Here is a 20387-nt window from a genome sequence, read left to right as displayed (position 1 = left end):
GTCGGGGTCCGCGGTCGCGCGCCGGTCCCCGGTCGAGGTGTCGGCGGCGCGGGCGGGTCTCCCTGTCGTGCCCCTGCAGTGCTCCGACGTCGGACCAGGATTGAGGGAGTTCATGGATATTCGGCGCGACGACCACCGTCGATAGTCGGACCGTCAGGTACCAGGCTGCACTGCCCGGGGGCGTACCTCGGCCGACGAAGGAGCGATCTATGGTCCGACTCAATCCCCCGGGGAGTTCCCGCAGCCGGTGGAGAACGACAGCCCTGATTCTCGCGGTCACGCTGTCGGTGGCGGCCTCGCCGGCGGCGTATGCGGATATCCCGTTGCCGACGCCGAGTCCGGGCACGGTGGCGAACCCGTCGGCGACGGTCGCCTCGGTGGGGACGTTCGGTGGCGTCGCGGGCAAGGCATCGGTGGGTGCCACGGGTGCGGCGGGGTATGAGATCCCGCTGCGGGTCGTGCCAGGGCGGGGTGGGTTCGAGCCGCGGTTGTCGCTGCGGTACTCCAGCCTGGGTGGCAACGGTCAGGTGGGTGTCGGATTCGGGCTGACGGGCCTGTCGCAGATCGCGCGGTGTGCGAAGACGATCGTCGACAACCAGGTCAGTCTGGGTGTGCAGCTGAACGACTCGGACGTGTTCTGCCTCGACGGGCAGAAGCTGCTCTCGACGGGCGGCGCGTACGGCGCGGACGGCACCACCTACAAGACGGTTCCCGACCGTCACGTGCTGGTGAAGTCGCTGAGGGCGGCTGGCACCCCTGCCTCGGAGGTGGGCCCGACGGGATTCACCGTGTGGCGTCCGGACGGAACTGTCGAGCAGTACGGCGGCTCGGGCACACGCACCCAGGTCGTCGTGGCAAGCACCGCCGGGCTGGTGAACACGGCGTGGGCCGTCCGGCAGGCGTCGGACCGGTCCGGCAACACGATGGTGTTCGACTACGAGGTCTCCAAGCCCGCGTCGGCCTCCGGTTCGGAGGTGGAGCGCCGGATCACGTCGATCAGCTACGGCAACGGCGCCACCCTGGACCGGAAGGTGGAGTTCGCCTACGAGGCGCGGCCCGACGTGTGGTCCGGGTTCGCGCTGGGGGCGCCCCGGGAACGGACCCAGCGTCTGAAGACCGTGACGATGAGTGCGGATCCGGGAACCGGGATGAAGCGCGCGCGTTCCTACTCGCTCGGATATGCCAACGACGGGGTGACGAAGGCGAGCAAGCTGGTCACGGTCCGGGAATGCGGGACGGTGGCGTCGGAGTGCGAGCGGCCGACGACATTCGACTGGACGCGAGGCAAGGTTGGGTTCGGTCCCGGAGTCGCGCAGGCGTCGACCGCTGGTGTGCCGCTGACGCCGGATGCGGGCCGGCAGGTCGTGGCGGGGGACTTCAACGGCGACGGCCGTACCGATGTGGCCTGGGCGGGTCAGTTCGCGTGGAACTACCTGATGGCGCAGCCGGGGCCGAACACCTACCAGAACCTGACGGACGGGCCTGCGGGGTCGGCCTCTCTGGGAGGCGAGGCGTGGCCGATGGACTACGACGGTGACGGACGGACGGACCTGCTGCCACGCAAGAACCAGCCGGACTCGACGTGGAGCCCGCTGGTGAGCCGGGCCGACGGCAGCGTGGTGAAGGTGAGCACCCCGTTCACCGGTGGGTTCAACCAAACGGGTGGGGACGAGGCCGCTCTTCCTGGGGACTTCGACGGGGACGGCTACCAGGACGTGCTGATGTACAAGCCGACCAGTGGGAGCGGGGCGTGGACCTGGCGGCAGCGCACCGGCACGGTCGACGCCGCCGTCGACGGGGCGAACCCGTCGGACAACCAGGCGTACGGCCCGGCGAAGACCGTTGCGCTCGGAAACCTGCCACCGAGTTCGATCTCGGTGGTCGATGTCGACGGGGACGGCCGTGACGAGGTGCTCTACCAGCTCGGCGCCGTCCTGTTCACGCTGGACCTCGTGAAGAACACCGGATGGTCTGTCGACCTGCCGGGCTACGTGAGGCTCCTGGACCGCAAGTGGCTGGACCTGAACGGCGACGGTCTGGTGGACCTGATCACCAACGGCAACTCGGCGACCAAGGGCTCAAGGCTGTACTACTGGCTCAACACGGGTCGCACCATGACCGGCCCGTACGACACGGGCCTGGCCACCGGTGGAGCGGAGCTGCCGTTGACCGAGGTCGTCGACTTCGAGGGCGACGGGTTCCGTGACCTGCTGGTGCCCCGTCCGAGCGGTAACTCATACGTGGGCTTGGACGTGATCCGCGTCGGCTGGTCGGGCAAGCAGTTGACGTTCAGCCGCTCGCAGACGCCCGTGGACTTCGCGGCGAAGACGGCAGACGAGATGAGGTCGCAGGGGCCGCGCATCGTTGATGCGAACGGCGACGGCCAGGCCGACGTGCTGGTGCTGAACCGTCCGGCCTCGGGTCCGGCGAAGTTCGTGCTGTTCTCGCGCCTGGTCGACAACGACACCGGGATCGCCGAGCCAGACCTGCTGCGCTCGATCTACGAGGGTGAGCAGAAGCCGTACCCCATCGATTCGCCGGGGTCCAGCCTGCCTCCGACGGTGGTCTTCGCCTACGCTCCGCTCAGCGAGGGCGGCCTCTACAGCCACGACGGCTGCGTACGCAAGACCGGCGTGGCCTGTGTGCGGGGCAACGGCAGGCACGTGGTCAAGGAGGTACGCAGCGACGCCGGCCTCGACGGGCAGGCGCAGATGATCGCGACGTATGGCTACGCCGACGGGCGGGTCGACATGTACGGCCGCGGCGATCTCGGCTTCGCCGAGCGCAGGACGGTCTCGTATCCGAAGAACGACCCGGCGCGCATCGTGACGGAGCGGTCGTTCACCTGGAACGAGGACCGCAAGACGGGCCCGCTCGATCGGGAACGCTGGGTGATCCACAAGCTGCCGGGCAACCGGATGATGCTGGACCGCACCATCACCTCCTGGGAGAGCAAGGGCAGCGCGCCGAACTTCTTCTCCTACCTCGCCAAGAGCGAGCAACTGCGCTACGAGTTCCCGACGAACAACAGCGTGTACACCATCCCGGTCGTTTCGATCGGTGGCACGGTGACCGTGGCCCCGGTGGCCTCGACGACCACGACGACACCCGAGATCGACTTTTTCGGGTTCCCGCTCAAGACGGTCGTGCACTCGATGACCCAGGCCGGTGTGCGGGAGACGAGAACCACGACCCTCAGCACACCCCTGCACAACGTGGACGAGTGGCTGATCCGGCGGGCGCAGGAGGTCGTCACGTCCGAGGAGGTGCTCGACCCGAAGACCAGCGCGTTCAAGCCGGCACAGACGCGCACCCGGACCTACACGTATGAAGGGGACACCGACCGGGTCGACTCGATACGATCCTTCGCCAGCAACGCGGCCAGGGGCCGTGAGCTGCGGACAGCGTTCGACTACGATGCCTCCGGCAACGTGACGCGTCGCACGAGCACCGACCTGGCCAGCGGCGAAGTGCGGGAAACCACGTACGCCTACGACGACTTCGGCCTGCCGCACGCCGTCATGAACGGCAAGCTGCACACGTCCCGCACCCACTACGACCCCCTGCTGGGCGCGCTCAAGGTCGCGGTGGACGCCAACGGGCTGCGTACCGACTACACCTACGACAGCCTGGGCCGGCTGGTGAAGACCAAATTACCGACCGGCGTTGAGCGCACCGTCAACTACGCCTTCGAGAACGGCAAGTACCCGGAGCAGCTCCTGCGCGTGGAGATCGCTGACGGCACCGGGGCGGTGTCACAGACCGTGTTCGACAGGTTGGGTCGGTCGACGGTCGAACGGTTCAAGGGCTTCGACGGCACGATGCGTGAGCGCACCCTGGACTACGACACCCGGGGCGACCTGACCGCGCTGTCGACCTACCATCCGGCCTCGGCGCCCGTCGCCGACATCAAGGCCATCACGTTCGGGTACGACGATCTGGGCCGCGTCGTCGAGCGGCGCGAACCCGACACGGACAAGCCCCAGACGTGGGTCTACGACGGTCTTTCCACGCACCACACGGACACCCGCGGCGGGGTGAAGATCAGCACGGTGGACGACCGCGGTCGACTCGTCGGACAGACTGACGGCAAGGGGACCGCCGACGCCGCGGTGCGCACCTACGGCTACGGTCCGTTCGACACCCTGGTGGAGACGCAGATCGCGGGCACGGACAGCAGTAAGGCGACCTTCACCTACGACCCGCAGGGTGCGTTGACGTCCCGCGCAGACGGCGAGCGGGGCACCACCACCTACACGTACAACGCGTTCGGCGAAGTCACTTCCTGGGAGGACGCCGAGGCACGGAAGGCGGTGCTGGCCTACGACGTGCTGGGCCGGGAGACCACCCGCACGGTGACCAAGGGTGGTGCCACGACCAGCGTCACGACCCACGTCTGGGACAGCGTGGCCGGGCGGACCCGACAGGGAATGCTCATGCAGGTCGCCCAGGACGAACGCGCCGGAACCGCGCGGGGTACGGTCACCACCGACTACAGCTACGACGGCTTCGGGCGGCTGGACACGGTCAGCCAGGCGATGCCCACCTCGACCGCGCCGACCGCGCCGGTGGAGACGCTCACCGCCGACTATGATCACGACGCCTTCGGTCGAGTCAGCAAGATGCGGTACCCGAAGCTGGCCGGACAGTCCGCGGCCACCGAGGTGACCTACAACTACGGTCCGGCATCGTCGACCAACGGTCGGCTGACCAGCGTGCAGACCGGTCCGACGCCGCTGTGGACCGCGACGGCCACCGACTCGCAGGACCGCCTGGTCACCGAGGAGACCGGCGACGGGGTCACCACCAACCAGACCCTGGACTGGGACGGCCAGGTCCTCGACCTGCGGACTGCCACCTCGGACGACGACGTCAATCCCGACGAGACGCTCTTCGCGGAGAGCTATGGCTACGACGACCACCGCAACCTCACCTCGCGTAGCCAGGGTGAGATTCGGGAGGAGTTCACTTACGACCCGCTCAACCGGCTGGCCAGCGCCAAGACGTCGCACGTGAGGACCGGGCAGGTCTACCAGACGGACGACTGGGACTACAACAACCTGGGCAACCTCGTCAAGAGCGAACTGCGCGGCACCTACACGTATGGCGACACCAACCGGCCAACCCAGGTGACGAAGGTGACCGACGGACTCTTCGGCACCCGCGACTACGGCTACGACAAGGTCGGCAACCAGACCGTACGCCCGGACGGTGCCATCACCTACACCGACCGGGACCTGGCCAGCCAGATCACCACGCCCGCCGGCGCGACACTGTTGCAGTACGACGGCAACGGGCAGCGGGTCCGCAAGGCCAGCAGTCAGGAAACGGTCACCTACCTGCCTGGCCTCTACGAACGCCACCAGGGTCCCACCGGCACCGACCACCGGTTCCGGGTCAGCGTCGGCGGGCGCGACGTCGCCACCCTCGGGTACTTCCAGGCCGCCGGGGCGACCAGCGTGGTCAAGCAGGCCACGCTCTACACCCACACCGATCGGCTCGGCTCGACCCGACTGGTGACGAAGAACGCCGACTTGTCCAATGCCACCAGACGTGCGGTGCCGGTCGAGACGCGCAGCTACGACGCCCTCGGCAAGCGGCGCAACCCTGACCTGACCCGCGGTGACGACCAGTACACCACCGGCATCACCGCGCCCGCGGTCGAGCAGGGCTACACCGGCCACGGCGAGGACGACGAACTCGGCCTGGTCAACATGGTCGGCCGGATTTACGACCCGACCCTGGGCCGCTTCACGACACCGGACCCGTTCACCCACAGTGCCAACGCCACCCAGGCGTTCAACCGCTATGCCTACGTGTCGGGTAATCCACTGGCCTACACCGACCCCAGCGGCTACACCGAATGCGGTGCGGGCAGCCACTGCACGAACGTGCCGGAGTGCGTGCCCAACGACGACGGCGGCTGCGGCGGCACCAGCACCGACAACCCCTGTGCCAACCCGCTGATGTGCGCCGACGAGGTCACCGTCTACGGCGATCCGCACGACCCCGACGACGACATCGTCAACCCGGACGGCGGCGCTCCCCGCCCCGGCGACGGAGATGAAGGCGACAACAACGGCGTCGGCGGCTGCAGCGGATGCGGCGACGGGCAGCAGAACAGTGGCGGAGAACCGTTCTACGGGGGCGAACTGCCGGTCCTCCACGGCAGCCTCACCGATGACACCAACCCCAACGACGCCCCCGTCTGTGAGGCCGTGTGCCGCGACGAAGCCCAGGAGAAGGAGGCCAGCCAGTCCCAGACCAGCGTCGACACCTCAGCCACCCCCAACGGCAACCCCGCTGGCACCGACATCTGCAACGGTCCCTGTAGCGCGATGATGGAGGGCGACCGCGAGCTGACGTCCGACGAGTGGGACCTGGTCGGCGTGCCGCCTGTCAACGACAACGGCCCCCCTGTGCCGAGGTGGGACACGGAACTGCTGGACACCCTGCCGCCCCCGCCCGGTCCCAGGACGGTCGAGGGCATGGTCGACTGGTTGATGACACCGCAGCTGATCGAGCGCGGTTCATCGCCTATCGGCGGTGCCAACTGGTGGTACGCCGGTGCGGCGGTCAGTGCCGCCGCCGGTGCGGGCGCCGTCGCCGGCTCCATGCTCGCCGAAGGAGGCTGGGTGGTCCTCCTGCTCCTGTTGTGAGCCACCCCGGCGCATGACATCCGCGGATGTCATGGTCGAGTTCGTCGTGGGCCGGGCGATCCGTCGTCCGGCCCACGCCGTCACGCCGTCCCCCCCCGCCAGGACCAGCTCGGTGGTGAGCGGCGTTCTGCACGCGAGACGTCCCACCCGATCGACGCGGGGTCCTCCGGGGTTCGTACCGGCACACCCGCCGCTGCGGATCCAGGAAGGGAATCGTCCCGGAGTCTGGGTTGACCATCTCGGCCGGGTGGCTGCGGCACAGCGTCCTGGCCTTCAGGAGGGCCAGCACGCGACCCCTGGTGCTTCACGCCCTCGTCTCGACGACGCGTACGTAGACAACGCCGGGCGATCCACCCGGGGCCTGCTCGCGCAGGGATTCAACGGCGGCCATCCGCATCGCTCCTGGTGAGAACCGACTCCCCGGATGCGGCCGTATCGCCGGAGGCGGGGGCCGACATAGTCCCTGCGCTCGGCCGGTTTCGGGCGCTGCCGGTAGCGCTCCTCGCGTCTGGGAGACGACTGATGAGATCTGGACTGACACAGAGGAAACAACACCGATGGCGAAGGGGGGTGGCGTTCGGGCTATCGGCGGCACAGGTGATGGCCGTGGTTCAGGTTGTGTCGCTAGGGCTGGGGGCTGTGCCGGCGCGGGCAGCCGGGCCGTTGCCGTTCCCCCAGGTGGATCCGTCGAAGGTGGCGAATCCCTCGGCGACCGTGTCGGCTGGTGCGACCCGGCTGGGCGGCTCGTCCGGCGAGGGTTCAGTAGGGGACACAGGCGGGTCGACGTATGAGATCCCGCTGCGGGTGGTGCCGGGTCGCGGCGGGTTCGCGCCTGAGCTGTCGCTTCGGTATTCGAGCCAGACCGGCAACGGTCAGGTGGGCATGGGCTTCGGCCTGACCGGGTTGTCGGAAATCTCGCGGTGCGCCCGCTCGGTTGGTGACGACGGAGTAGCCCAGGGCGTCCAGTTGGGTGACAACGATCTGCTCTGCCTGAACGGGCAGAAGTTGATCGCGGTCAAGGGTGTGTACGGGGCGAACCTCGCCGAGTACCGGACGCTGCCTGACACGCATGTCCGGGTGGTGTCCTACCGCTCGTCCGCGGCACCCTCCACCGAGGTGGGACCGACGCAGTTTCAGGTGTGGCGGCCGGACGGGCGGATCGAGTGGTACGGCAACAGCGCCAAGGCTCAGGTCAGCTCCGGGTCGAGCACGGTGAACACGTCGTGGCTGATCGAGTTGGCGACCGATCGCTCGGGTAACCGGATCGAGTACTCCTACGGGCGTCGGACATCGACGGGGACCGCCTCGGAGGTCGAGCGGTGGATCGACTCCATCAGGTACGGGCGTAGCGGGTCGATGGACCGGTTGGTGGAGTTCGGGTACGAGACGCGGCCGGACGCCCGGTACGGTTTCGCGTTGGGCGCGCCCCGTGAGTCGACGAAGCGGCTGGCGTCGGTGACGATGAGCCTGGTCAGTGGCGGAGTGAAGAAGCGGGCCAGGTCCTACACGCTGTCGTACGACAACACGGGAGCGAGTAAGGCGAGCAAGTTGAGCTCGGTGCTTGAGTGTGGTGTGAGCACCGGCGAGTGCAAGCGACCCACCCGGCTCCGCTGGACCCTGGGCTCGCAGGGGTTCGACAACGGGACGGCGCAGACCGCCTGGGGTCTGGTGCCGACTTCGGACGCGAGTCAGATCGTCACGGCGGATTTCAACGGCGACGGGCGTACGGATCTGGCGTGGCCGGAGTCGGCGACGTGGAAGCGCGCGTTGGCGCATGGGGCCGGTAGCCCGGCCGTTTACACCACCACGGTGAACGGTGGGCCGGCTTCGCAGGGTGTAGCGAGCAGGGCCCTGCCGCTTGACTACGACGGTGATGGGCGTACGGACCTGGTGCCCCGCGACGGAGCAGCGACGTGGCGGGTGCACGCGTCGCGGCCGGATGGATCGGTGGCGGATGTGTCGACGCCGTTCACCGGCGGACTGAACAGCAACAGCAGCAGTTCCGGCGCGTTCACGGGTGACTTCAACGGTGACGGCTACCAGGATGTGTTGCAGTACGCGCGGCAAGGTACGACCAACCTGTGGGACTGGTCGTGGCGGGCGAACACGGGCGCGGTGAGCGCCTCGTTCGATGCGGCGACGAATCCGTCGGATGACAAGGCGTTCACGGCTCCGAAGGCGGGCGGGCCACCCCAGTCGGATCCCCCGGCCAGCATCATGATCGCGGATGTGTTCGGTGACGGCCGGGATCGGGTGCTGTTCGCGCAGGACGGAATGCTGTGGGCGCGCGACCTGCTGGTGTCGGGCTCGGGCGCGGCGACGAAGTTGCCGGCGAAGGTTCTGCAGCTGGACAAGCAGTGGCTGGATGTCAATGGTGACGGCCTGGTTGACCTGGTGACCAATGGCGGCGCGAACGGGGTGAAAGGTTCAAGCCTCTACTACTGGCTCAACACGGGTCGGGGGTTCACCGGGGCGACGGCGACGGGCGCGACAGCGGGTTCCCACGCTTTCGGTAACGGCCTGGTCGTCGATTACGACGGTGACGGCAGGCAGGATCTCCTCGTGGCGCGTCCGGCTGGCGGCGCGCAGCTTGAGCCGTTGTATGTTGGTCTGGACGTCATTCGGGCGACTGTTTCGCCGGCCGGGGCGGTTTCCCTTACCCGCAACGTCACGACGATCAACTTCAACGCGATGGCCCCCGACATCTTTGACCGGCAGGGCGCGCGCACGGTCGACGCCAATGGCGACGGGTTGACCGACGTGCTGCTGGTGGAGCGTCCGCCGGCGGGCACCACCGGCGCCCCGGTGCTGAAACTCTATCGGCACAACACCGACGGCGGCCCCGGTGGAGACCGGTTGGACCTGTTGTGGAAGGTGTACGAGGGCTCGCACAACCCGAAGGGCACGGAGGGCGACCTCCCGCCAACGGTGGAGTTCCGCTACGCCCCCTTGTCCGACAGCGCGGTCTACTCACCGGGAGGCTGTCCACGAATCACCGGCTTGTCGTGTTCCCGAGGTGGCGGCAGCTACGTGGTCAAGCAGGTGCGCCGGGACGCCGGGGTCGACACCCAGAAGCACCTGGTGTCGAACTATTTCTATGTCGGCGGCCGACTGGACAGGTTCGGTCGTGGCATGCTCGGGTTCGCCGAGCGGCTGCTGACGACATTCCCCTCCGACAACCCGTCGCGGGCGGTGACGCAGCGATCTTTCTACACGAACACCCAGCGGAACAAGGACCCGCGACTGCAGCAGCAGTGGACGGTCCACTCGTTGCCTGGCGGACGTCAGAGACTCGACCGGCTGGTGAACTCGTGGGCCGTGCAGGGCGCGGGGCTGCTGTTCTTCAACTACGTGTCGGAGGCGAAGCAGCCCAGCTATGAGTTCACCACGATCAGCAACCTCAACCAGTTGACGCCGGCGCAGTTCGACGGGTTGGGCAAGCCCGCGTTCCGGACGGTGACCAGGACCGTTTCGGACATGGACGTCTACGGCAACGCGGGCAAGACGGTGACGTTGTCGAACTCGGCGACTAGTGCCCGAAGCGGCAGGACCACGGTGACGTTGACGCCTGACGTCGACGAGTCGGTGTGGTTGGTGCAGCGGCCCAAGAAGGTGACCACCCTCGATGAGGTGTTCGACCCGGTCACTCAGCAGTGGGGGCCCGCGCAGACCCGGACCCGCCTCTACACCTACGAGACCTCCACCGACCGGGTGAAGACGGACAAGTCGTACGCCAGTGACACCAAGCCGGGCCGGGAGCTGCTGACGTCCTACGAGTACGACGTGTCCGGCAACGTGCTGCGCACGACGCTCACCGACATGGCGACCGACGAGACACGGGAGGCTACGTTCGCCTTCGACGACCTGGGCTATCCCCATGCGGCGATGAACGGCAAGCAGCAGACGTCCTACACCGGCTACGACCCGGTACTGGGGGTCGTGAAGGTCGCGGTGGACGTCAACGGGCTGCGCACCGACTACACCTACGACACGTTGGGTCGTCCGGTGAAGGAGAAGTCCCCGACCGGTGCGGAGCAGAGCGTCTCCTACGGCCTGGAGGAGGTCGGGCCGGAGAACCTGGTGCGGGTCCAGTCCTCCGACGGCACGGGTGCGATGACGCAGGCCGTGCTGGACCGCTTGGGCCGCCCGGTGATCTCCCGGTTCAAGGGCTCCGACAACGTGATGCGGCGGCAGGTGGCGACCTTCGACGCGCAGGGCATGCTGACGTCGCAGTCGGTGCCCGGGTACAGCAGTACGCCCGTGGCCGACCTGGACAAGGTCACGTTCACCTATGACGATCTCGGCCGGATCACCTCGCAGCGTGAGCCCGGCACCGCGAAGGCCCGCACCTGGGACTACAGCGGCCTGGTCACCACCTACACCGACACCCGTGGTGGGCAGACGAGCACCACCGCGGATCATCGCGGCCAGGTGGTCAGCCAAAGCCAGAAGGATGCCAGCCAGCCCCAGTCGCCGACGCGCACCTACACCTACGGCCCGTTCGGGACGCTGCTCAGCACGAGAAACGGCAGCGACGCGACCACGGTCTCCTACAGTTTCGACGACCAGGGCGCGATGACCTCCAGCACAGAGGCTGAGCGAGGCAAGACCGTCTACACCTACAACGCGTTCGGGCAGTTGACCACCAGCACCGACGCCAACGGGCGCTACCTGGTCCTCAACTACGATCCGCTCGGCCGCGAGTACCTGCGTAAGACGACCGACGCTGCCGGGGCGCTGCTCAGCAGTACCACCCGCACCTGGGACAACCTGAACGGCCGCACCACCAAGGGCCGGCTGATGCAGGTCAGCAACAACGACCGCACCATCGCGACGGCGGCGGTGACGGTGAGCACCGACTATTTCTATGACACGTTCAGCCGGCTGGACCGGGTCACCCAGACCCAGCCGCAGAACGCCGAGCCGGCCGCGCCGAACGAGACCCTGACCGCCGACTACGACTACGACACCTTCAACCGACCGACCGCCGTCACCTATCCGAAACTGCCGGGCCAGACCAGTCCGGTGAAGGTCGACTACGTCTACGGTCCGGCCGCGACGAGTAACGGCAGCCTGACCCGTGTGCAGACCGGTACCGAGACGCTGTGGACGGCCAAGGACCACGACGCCCAGGGTCGTCTCGTGGTCGAAGAGGCTGGGGACGGGGTCACGACCTCCCGCACCCTGGACTGGGCCGGACGGGTGGAGGACCTGACCACGTCCACGTCCGACACCGACATCAACCCCGGCACGACCCTGTTCGCCGAAAGCTACAGCTACGACGACGAGGGCAACCTCAAGACCCGCGCCCAGGGCGCGGTCACTGAAGAGTTCACCTACGACGACCTGAACCGGCTGGCTACCGCCAAGACATACAGCCCGACCAGTGGCGTGGTCTACCAGACCGACAACTGGCACTACGACAGGCTGGGAAATCTGACCACCAGCGAACTTCGTGGCAGCTACACCTACGCGGACCCGGCCAAGCCCAACCAGGTCACCCAGGTCACCGGCGGTCTGTTCGGCACCCGCACCTACAGCTACGACAAGGTCGGTAACCAGACCGGCCGCCCCGGCGCCACGGTGGGCTACAACACTTCTGACCTGCCAAATCTGATCACGCCCACCAGCGGGGCGGCAACCAGGTTCCTCTACGACGGCAACAGCGCCCGGATCCGCAAGACCACAGGCGCCGACACCGTCACCTACCTGCCCGGCCTGTACGAGCGTCACCAGACCGGCCTCGACACCGAACACCGACTCCTGGTGCGGGCCGGCGGCGCGACAGCGACGCTCGTGTACCGGCAGGCCGCTGGCGCCAGCACGGTGACGAAGCAACCCACCCTGTTCACCCACACCGACCGGCTCGGTTCGGTGCGGCTGGTCACGAAGAACAAGAACGTCACCGGCGGCCTGCAGGCCGTACCGGTCGAGAAGCGCAGTTACGACGCCTTCGGGAAGCGCCGCAACCCGGACCTGACCCGCGGTGACGACCAGTACCAGACCGGCATCCAGAACCGTACCCTCGACCAGGGCTACACCAGCCACGACGAGGACGACGAGTCCGGGCTGGTCAATATGAAGGCCAGACTCTACGACCCGACCCTGGGCCGATTCACCACCCCCGACACCATCATCAGCGGCGCCAACCCCGTTCAGGCATGGAACCGCTTCGCCTACGTGTCCAACAACCCTCTTCGATACACCGATCCCACCGGCCACGAGGAGTGCGACTCCTGCCCGCCGCCGGACCCGGTCTGCGCCGATCAGGCCACCTGCGGAGGGACGATGATCGAGGTGTGCGCGACGTGGCCCAAGTGCGGTGATCCAGGGCCGGACGGGCCCGGCCCGGGCAAGCACCACTACACCGGAGGTGCCCCCGGCGGGCACGTCGAGCCCGGCGACGAGCCGGATGAAACCTCCGGCGAGAGCTGCCGCCCGCCGCTGAGGTGCGACGACCTACCCGACGACAACGGAGATTCCGCCGACGGCCACTCCGGCCCCCAGGTCTGTGAGGTCCTGTGCAGCGCCGGGACGGCCGACCCCGCCAGCACCGAACGCCAGACCAGCCCGGAAATGAGCACCAGCAACAACAACCCCGCAGCAACCGACGTTCCTATTGCCAACAAAACCTATCCCGGGAAGGATATCGAAAGGTTCGTCGACTCGGTGTTTCGGCCCCTAGGAATCACGACGCCAGCCGGCCAGGCTCTGGCCCTGGATATCATTGGCACCGTCGTGGGGGTGGCCGCTACAGTGATGGCCGGACAGCCCTCCAGTCCTGCATCGCTGAAAGGCACTGGTCCAATATCGATGAACAAGGCGGTGGAGTTGGGCGCTGCCCATGTTGGTGGTCAAGGAAAGGCGGTGACTTCCGGTAGTGGAGGTGTCCAGTTCATCAACTCAAGCGTTGATGCTGCGGGCCGGACCGTGACGAAAATTTCGAGGTTCGACATCAATCCAAATTCGGGGCATGTGCAGGCGCTCGGTGCGCATCTGAACCTGGAGACGCAAATCAATGGAAAAACCGTGACGAGTGGCCCCATGGCCGATCCGCATATCCCGATCGATCCGGCAACGATTAGACCGGGCGATTACTGATAGCGCAGCCTACTCCAGGCTGGTGGGATGGCTGCCGGAAGCAACCTCACCTAGTGCAGCCATCCCGCCGGCCGGCGAACGTTATTGTTCATTCGAGGAGCGAGAAGAGTGACCAGCAGTTCGATAAAGATCGGTTATGATTCCGACGCCGACGAGATCGACATTGTGATGCCGAGTCGGCAGGCCATTGAGTCTCTCGCTCTTGTGCTGAGGGCCGGCCATGGAAGCCTTTCTGTCGAATCCGGGATCGCCTCGACGTCATATGTTGTGAATCTTGAGCGCATCGTGGTGGAGGCGCACGCGGAGGAGTTGGTGGCTATCAGTGTCGATGCCGAAGATGGGCGGCTCTTCATCACGGGTGACCCGAGATACCTAGAGATTCTGGCCGAGAACGTCATGGGTGTCGCTGATCTTTCAAAGGGCGGGCATGTTCACGTCGAATATTTCCCTGGCCATTACTACCTGAGTCCGCACTCATCCGCCGCCGTCCTGCGCGGCGCATAAGAGGTTGCGGAGTTCGGCGCCTTCGCGCGCGGGGTCATAGGGCCTCCAGGGCGGAAAGCATCTCTCCTCGTTCGGCTCTCGCAGTGGCCGGGCTGGTGCCTGCCCGACCCAATCCGCCCCGTAGGGCGAGGCGTCCGTCACCAACCTCTACGGATCAGAAGGTTGGGGGTTCGAGTTCTTTCGGGCACCACAAGATCATGAGGGGTCTGACCTGCCGGAACGGGGGTCAGGCCCACACTCAGGAGAGCCGCTGATCACGTGAGCGGCATGGGCCTCGGGCCAGTCCGGGATCGCGCCGGACTGGCCCTCGGCCGTTCAACCGCCGCTGCGGCTCTTCGCCGCGCCCGGAACGACCGCACGCCTCGCGACAGCCCAGGCCGCTGCTCTTTTCGATCTGCCATCTCGTGCCAACGCGCGCCCTGTTCGGCCGCGTATTCGTGGGAGCCGGTGCGGCAACGCTGATTGGTCAGGATGAGCGACCCGTGTCCGTTATGATGCTCTTGTCCGTGAAGGGGTGATTGTTCGTCAGGCGGCTCACGAGCGAACCCGAGGGCAGGGTGCTGGCGGGTAGATGGTCGAACTCAACCGCGTCCCAACGGTCCGCCGAGTTACCTCCCAACGAAGGATGGCAATGAAGACAATGGCAATCGACGGTGCCACCGTCGGATGGACGGACACCGGCGTCGGCGCGGCTACGTTGCTTCTGCACGCCGGCGGCTTCGGGGCCTGGTTCGCGCCACTTGCTGAGCGGCTACCCGGCCGTGTCGTACGTATGCTGCGGGCCGGCTACGCCGGCGGCCCTCCAGTGTCCGAGATCATCGAGGTCGCCGATCACGCCGCACACGCCGCCGCCGTGCTCGAGACGCTCGGCGCCGGCCCCGCCACCGTGGTTGGTCACTCCTCGGGATCCGTGATTGCGCTTCAGCTCGCCCATGACCGGCCCGACCTCGTGACGCGTCTCGTGCTCTCCGAGCCTCCCTTGATCGACTCGTTGCTCGACCCCGCCGATGTGGGCGAGGTGCAGGCGACGCTCGGGCCAGCCATGGGTACGGCGCTCGGGGCCGCCGCGCGCGGCGACATTCCGGCAGCATCCGACGCGTTCAACACCGCGGTCCTCGGCCCTGACTACCGGTCGGTGCTTGTCGATGTCCTCGGCGAGGCGGGGCTGACCCACGCCCAGGGAGAGGCCGGGTTCTTCTTCGCCAACGAGATACCGGCGATGAACCGCTGGACCCCTGTCGACCTCAGCCGGATCACCGTGCCCGTCCTTCTCGTGCAGGGCGCGGCAAGCCCGGGGCCGACGCACCGGCTGGTTGCCCGTCTTGCCGGTGCTCTGCCGGCCGCCAGCACGACTACGATCGCCGGCGCCAACCACCTGCTGCCCCTCACCCACCCCCGCGAACTAGCGGATGCCGTGACGTCCTGGAGTCGTCAGACCCCCACCACGTAGTGTCATTTCAGAGCGCCGTCCATGTTCGGCCTGCCCTGCCGACGTTGCATGTCCCTCACCCTTCCCGCCGTGCAGCCAGCATGTCCATGCGCCAACCGGAATCGGCTTGTGCTCCGCGAGGCGAACCGCGGCGCCGGCTGCTGTCGTAATGCTCTGCGGGTAGCCCTCAGCTTGAGGGCTACGCGTTGTTCATGACGACGGAGGATTCATGGATACCCTTGATGTGCCGGTGCTGATCGCGGGAGCCGGCCCAGCCGGGCTGACCGCCGCTGTCACGCTGTCCCGTTATGGGATCCCGGTTCTCGTCGCTGATACGCGCAGTGCGCCATCCACGCACGCGAAGGCCACAGTTGTCAGCACGCGATCTATGGAACTCTTGCGCGTCCTGGGAATGGAGCAGGACACCCTGGCCGGTGGCGTCGACGTGGAGTGGCTCATTTGGAACTGTCGCACTCTTACCGACGTGGCGGACGGTTCCGGCACCTACCTGGGATACCCGACGCGCGCACAGGCCGCCCGACTGAGCCCGAGCTACGTCGCCTGCGTACCCCAGGACCACCTTGAGTCGGTGCTGCTCCGCCGGCTCAGCCGCGTGCCCTCGGCGCAGGTGAGGTTCGGGTTGGAGGTCCGAGAGGTCCAGAGCACGGCGGAAGGTGCCGCAGCCGTACTCCGCGATGTCGTCACCGGGCAGAGGCAGGTCGTCAACGCTCGCTACCTCGTGGTGGCAGATGGGGCCCGTAGCGCCATCCGTCAACACCTGGACATCGCGATGCGCGGGCCGGAAACAGTGATGACGTTCGCGAGCGCTCAGTTTCGTGCGCCACTGTGGGAAACGCTGGGTGGGCATAAGTACGGGTTATACAATGTCGCACATCCAGGGGCGGAGGGCACATTCTTCCCCGCAGGAGTGGGCGACCGGTGGCTCTATGCCGTGTTCTTCGATTCGCCGCACTCTCCCCGCCCCGCCGCTGAAGTCGACTTCGTGAGACGCATCAGGATCGGCGCCGGAATGCCCAACCTACCCGTGAGCGTGGAAAAATTCGGCCCCAGCACCGCCGGCGCACAGCTTGCCAGTGAATTCCGGCGCGGCGCCGCATTCCTCGTCGGCGACGCTGCGCATCGCGTGTCCCCGCGCGGCGGCACCGGCATGAACATGGCGATCCACGGCGCCTATGACCTGGGCTGGAAACTGGCCTGGGCGCTGCGTGGCTGGGCACATGCCCGGATTCTCGATTCGTACGAGGCCGACCGGCGCCCTCCGGCAGCCCACAACGTCGTCCGCTCGGCCGACCCGCAGGGAACGGAACGCGAGGTGGAACGCGAGCTGCGGATCGACCTGAACGGACGGGTTCCGCATGCCTGGCTGGAGACGACCGGGGAAAGCGTCTCGACGATCGACCTGGTGGGGCCCGGTCTCACCCTCTTCACGGGCCAAAGCGCAGGTGATTGGCTGTCCGCAGCAAGCGCTGTCAGGGATGAGATCCCGATAGCCGTACGCAGTCTCGACGCCTCTGCGGCCCAGGCGGTGGCCCTGAAGGACGGGGATGCGCTGCTGGTTGGCCCGGACGGCCGCCCAATCGCACGATGGCAGGCCCACGTCAACGCCGTAGAGGCCCTGTCGGCCGCGGTCGCCGCGGTCGCCCGAGGCAAGCTTCGCTGACCGAACGCGAAGCTGAAGGCAGCACTCAGCTCATACTGCTGTGCTGACAGGAGGTTTCCCTTGACCAACAGCGCCAGGTGGGCCACCTCGCCGACGGTGCCGCCATGGTTGCTGCAGCGGGCGGCAAGTGCCGACGGTGGCCTCGATGCGCTGGCCCTACTGCGCCGAGCCTGTCATCCCGCTGTGGTCAACCACAGCATCCGGGTCCTGCGTTACGGCCTGTACTTCACCGAGCGCGAGGGCATTGAGCTCGACGATGCCATGCTGTTGCACAGCTGCCTCATGCATGATCTGGGCGCGTCCGGTCTGGCGCAGGGCCCGGAGCGGTTCGAGGTGCAGGGCGCAGACCTGGCCGTTCAGCTGTTGGCTGCGCACGGCTGGACGAGCGAGGCGTGTCAGCCGATCTGGACTGCCATCGCGCTGCACACCACGCCGCATGTCGCGGAACGGATCAGTCCTCTCGCCAGGGTGGTCCGTCTCAGCGTCATGGCCGACTTCGGAGCGGACCTGCTCGACAGTGACATCAGGGAGATGGTCGAGGCGGAGCTGCCTCGGCTGGATATCGAGCGCGTACTCAGTGGCGTGGTGGTGGAACAAGCACTGCGGGACGAACGCCGGGCGCCCGAAGCGAGCTGGCCGGCCGCCCTGCTGGCGGCGCACCGCAGCGCGCCAGACCCTGATGCACGACTCGCCGCATTCTGAGCACTCCCGCTCGCCGCGCTGGACGTGCCCGGCTGAACTGGTCGGTCAACCCGGCGTCACCCTCGGCCCCGCACACCTCACCGGAGCCTCGCCGTCTCAAGCCCTCCGCGGGCGAACGTCTGGGCGAGAACCGATGAGCCCCTCATGCACGTAACTATGAGCGGCGGCCTTGCCGGCAGGCCGCTGGCCGACGCTCGCTGTTCTGGAGGATCACCCCCATGGGGCGCTACCTGGTGAGACGACTACTGCAGCTCGTGCCGGTGTTCCTCGGCACGACGTTCCTGATCTACTGGCTTGCCTGGTCGGTCCCCGGCGACCCCTTCGCCGGCAAGTGCGGCGACCGTGGCTGTCCAGCCGCCTACCGGGCAGTGATGACGGAGAAGTACCATATCGACGACTCGATATGGGTGCAGTACGCCAGCTACATGAAGAACCTTCTCCAGGGTGACTTCGGCGTGACGTTCGGCGGCCGTGAAATCAGCGACATCATCGCTACGTCCTACCCGAACACCCTGAAGCTGGCGATTGTCGCGCTGGCCATCGAGGCGGTCATCGGCCTCGTCGCAGGCGTGCTGACCGGTCTCCGCCGCACCGGCTTCCTGGACAACCTCGTTCTGGTCTCCGCTCTGTTCCTGATCGCGTTGCCGGTCTTCGTCATCGGCTTCGTGCTCCAGTGGTTCCTCGGCGTCAAGTGGGGGGTCATCACACCGACCGTCTCCAATGAGATGCGGCTCAGCGAGCTGATCGTGCCGGGCTTCGTGCTCGGTAGCGCCGGCATGGCGTACGTCGCGCGGATCGCGCGGACCAGCATCGCCGAGAACCGGCGGTCGGACTACGTGCGTACCGCGATCGCCAAGGGCCTGCCGATGCGTCGGGTGGTCGGGGTGCATCTGCTGCGCAACTCGCTGATTCCGGTGGTCACGCTGCTCGGCACCGACCTCGGTGCGCTGATGGGTGGCGCGATCGTGACCGAGGGCATCTTCGGTATCAACGGCATCGGCCGGCAGGTGCTCCGCTCGATCGTCACCAAGGAGAGCGCCACCGTTGTCGGCATCGTGGTGGTGCTGGTGCTCATCTATCTCGTGATGAACCTGCTGGTGGACCTGCTCTACGCGGCTCTGGACCCGAGGATCCGCTATGACTGACCCCGCGGCGGAAGTTGGGTCCTCACTCTGCGCGGGCAGCCACTCCTGTGCCAAGCGCAACGAGGTACGCCCGAGCCGCCCCCTCAGCGAAGCTAAGCCGCGGAAGCGGCGTAGATAGCGTTTCCCGCTCTGAGCACAGCGAGGTGCAGGTTGAGTGACCCGAATACCGCGTCGATCGTCTCGACGCGGCCCCCGACCCTCCCGACCGAGACCGGCGCAAGCGCGTCCGCCAACGCCGCTCCGTCGGAGAGCCCTCGTATGGAGAAGACCCGTGGTCTACTTGGCGACGCGTGGCGTGACCTGCGACGTAAGCCGCTGTTCTGGGCTTCGGCGGCGCTCATTCTGCTGTTCGTGGTGATGGCGGCGGTCCCGTCGTTGTTCACCTCAGGTGATGCGGTGAACGGTGACCTGGCCCGTAGTCTCGGGACACCGTCATCGGAGGCATGGTTCGGCTACGACGTGCAGGGCCGTGACGTCTACTCCCGGGTCATCTACGGCGCCCGCGCCTCGATCGTTGTGGCGCTGCTGTCGGTGCTCGGCACGCTGCTCATCGGCGGTGCCATGGGCATGATGGCGGGCTACCGGGGCGGCTGGGTGGACTCCCTGCTCTCCCGCGTGGCGGACATTTTCTTCGGTCTGCCGTTCGTGCTCGGCTCGATCGTCATCCTGACCACGTTCAACGGCTCGGGCAGCAGCAACGGCAAGGCCGAGATCATGTTTTTGGTGATCATGTCGCTGACGGTGCTGACCTGGCCGGTGGTGATGCGATTGATGCGTTCGTCGGTGCTGGCGGCGAAGGAGGCCGATTACATCGTGGCGGCCCGCGCGTTGGGTGCCGGTACCGGTCGGATCATTCTGAAGCATTTGCTGCCGAACTGTCTGGCGCCGCTGTTGGTTTACGGCACGATCATGGTGGGTTCGTTCATCGGCGCGGAGGCGACGCTGTCGTTTCTGGGTATTGGTTTGAAGAGCCCGGTGGTGTCCTGGGGCATCATGATCAGTGAGGCGCAGAACTACATCCGGGTTTCGCCGTTCCTGCTGTTCTTCCCCTCCGCGTTCCTCGTCACCGCTGTGCTGAGCTTCGTGATGCTCGGTGAGGCGGTCCGCGAGGCCCTCGACCCGAAGCTCCGTTAGGGGAACTGAGTTGTCCGACATTCTCGTGTCCG

General features: G+C 67.0%; 8 protein-coding genes. All 8 read left to right on the top strand.

Annotated features, from left to right (window positions below):
- Positions 1-323 precede the first annotated feature (323 nt).
- The 8 genes from ACIA6B_RS25360 (at position 324) to ACIA6B_RS25325 (ending at position 20355) form a co-directional block, all read left to right on the top strand.
- A complete protein-coding gene (locus ACIA6B_RS25360; RefSeq protein WP_396776972.1) occupies positions 324-6659 on the top strand; it encodes an FG-GAP-like repeat-containing protein in 6336 nt (2111 codons plus the stop codon).
- Positions 6660-7229: 570 nt separating this feature from the next.
- The gene (locus ACIA6B_RS25355) at positions 7230-13760 is read left to right on the top strand and encodes an FG-GAP-like repeat-containing protein (RefSeq protein WP_396776970.1); all 6531 of its coding nucleotides are present in this window, start codon (positions 7230-7232) and stop codon (positions 13758-13760) included.
- Between the two features lie 108 nt (positions 13761-13868).
- Complete coding sequence (locus ACIA6B_RS25350; RefSeq protein ID WP_396776968.1) at positions 13869-14264, top strand: hypothetical protein; 396 nt, start codon at positions 13869-13871, stop codon at positions 14262-14264.
- 631 nt (positions 14265-14895) lie between these two features.
- A complete protein-coding gene (locus ACIA6B_RS25345; protein WP_396776966.1) occupies positions 14896-15714 on the top strand; it encodes an alpha/beta fold hydrolase in 819 nt (272 codons plus the stop codon).
- A gap of 208 nt (positions 15715-15922) precedes the next feature.
- Positions 15923-17374 (top strand): FAD-dependent monooxygenase, encoded by a 1452-nt coding sequence (locus ACIA6B_RS25340; protein WP_396776964.1) that lies wholly within the window; start codon positions 15923-15925, stop codon positions 17372-17374.
- A 60-nt stretch (positions 17375-17434) separates the two neighbouring features.
- On the top strand, positions 17435-18076 hold the full coding sequence (locus ACIA6B_RS25335; RefSeq protein WP_396776962.1) for an HD domain-containing protein: 642 nt from the start codon (positions 17435-17437) through the stop codon (positions 18074-18076).
- A gap of 218 nt (positions 18077-18294) precedes the next feature.
- Positions 18295-19221 (top strand): ABC transporter permease, encoded by a 927-nt coding sequence (locus ACIA6B_RS25330; RefSeq protein ID WP_396776961.1) that lies wholly within the window; start codon positions 18295-18297, stop codon positions 19219-19221.
- Between the two features lie 150 nt (positions 19222-19371).
- Positions 19372-20355, top strand: a complete 984-nt coding sequence (locus ACIA6B_RS25325; RefSeq protein WP_396776959.1) for an ABC transporter permease — start codon at positions 19372-19374, stop codon at positions 20353-20355.
- Positions 20356-20387: the final 32 nt, after the last annotated feature.

It is taken from the genome of Micromonospora sp. NPDC051141 (genome assembly GCF_044455765.1).
Classification (GTDB): domain Bacteria; phylum Actinomycetota; class Actinomycetes; order Mycobacteriales; family Micromonosporaceae; genus Micromonospora.
This window is presented reverse-complemented; position numbering and strand designations above follow the sequence as displayed.

What these genes read in the sequence shown, in the direction of transcription:
- ACIA6B_RS25345 (WP_396776966.1), top strand. Translation starts at nt 14,896, where the DNA reads ATGAAGACAATGGCAATCGACGGTGCCACCGTCGGATGGACGGACACC.
- ACIA6B_RS25340 (WP_396776964.1), top strand. Translation starts at nt 15,923, where the DNA reads ATGGATACCCTTGATGTGCCGGTGCTGATCGCGGGAGCCGGCCCAGCC.
- ACIA6B_RS25330 (WP_396776961.1), top strand. Translation starts at nt 18,295, where the DNA reads ATGGGGCGCTACCTGGTGAGACGACTACTGCAGCTCGTGCCGGTGTTC.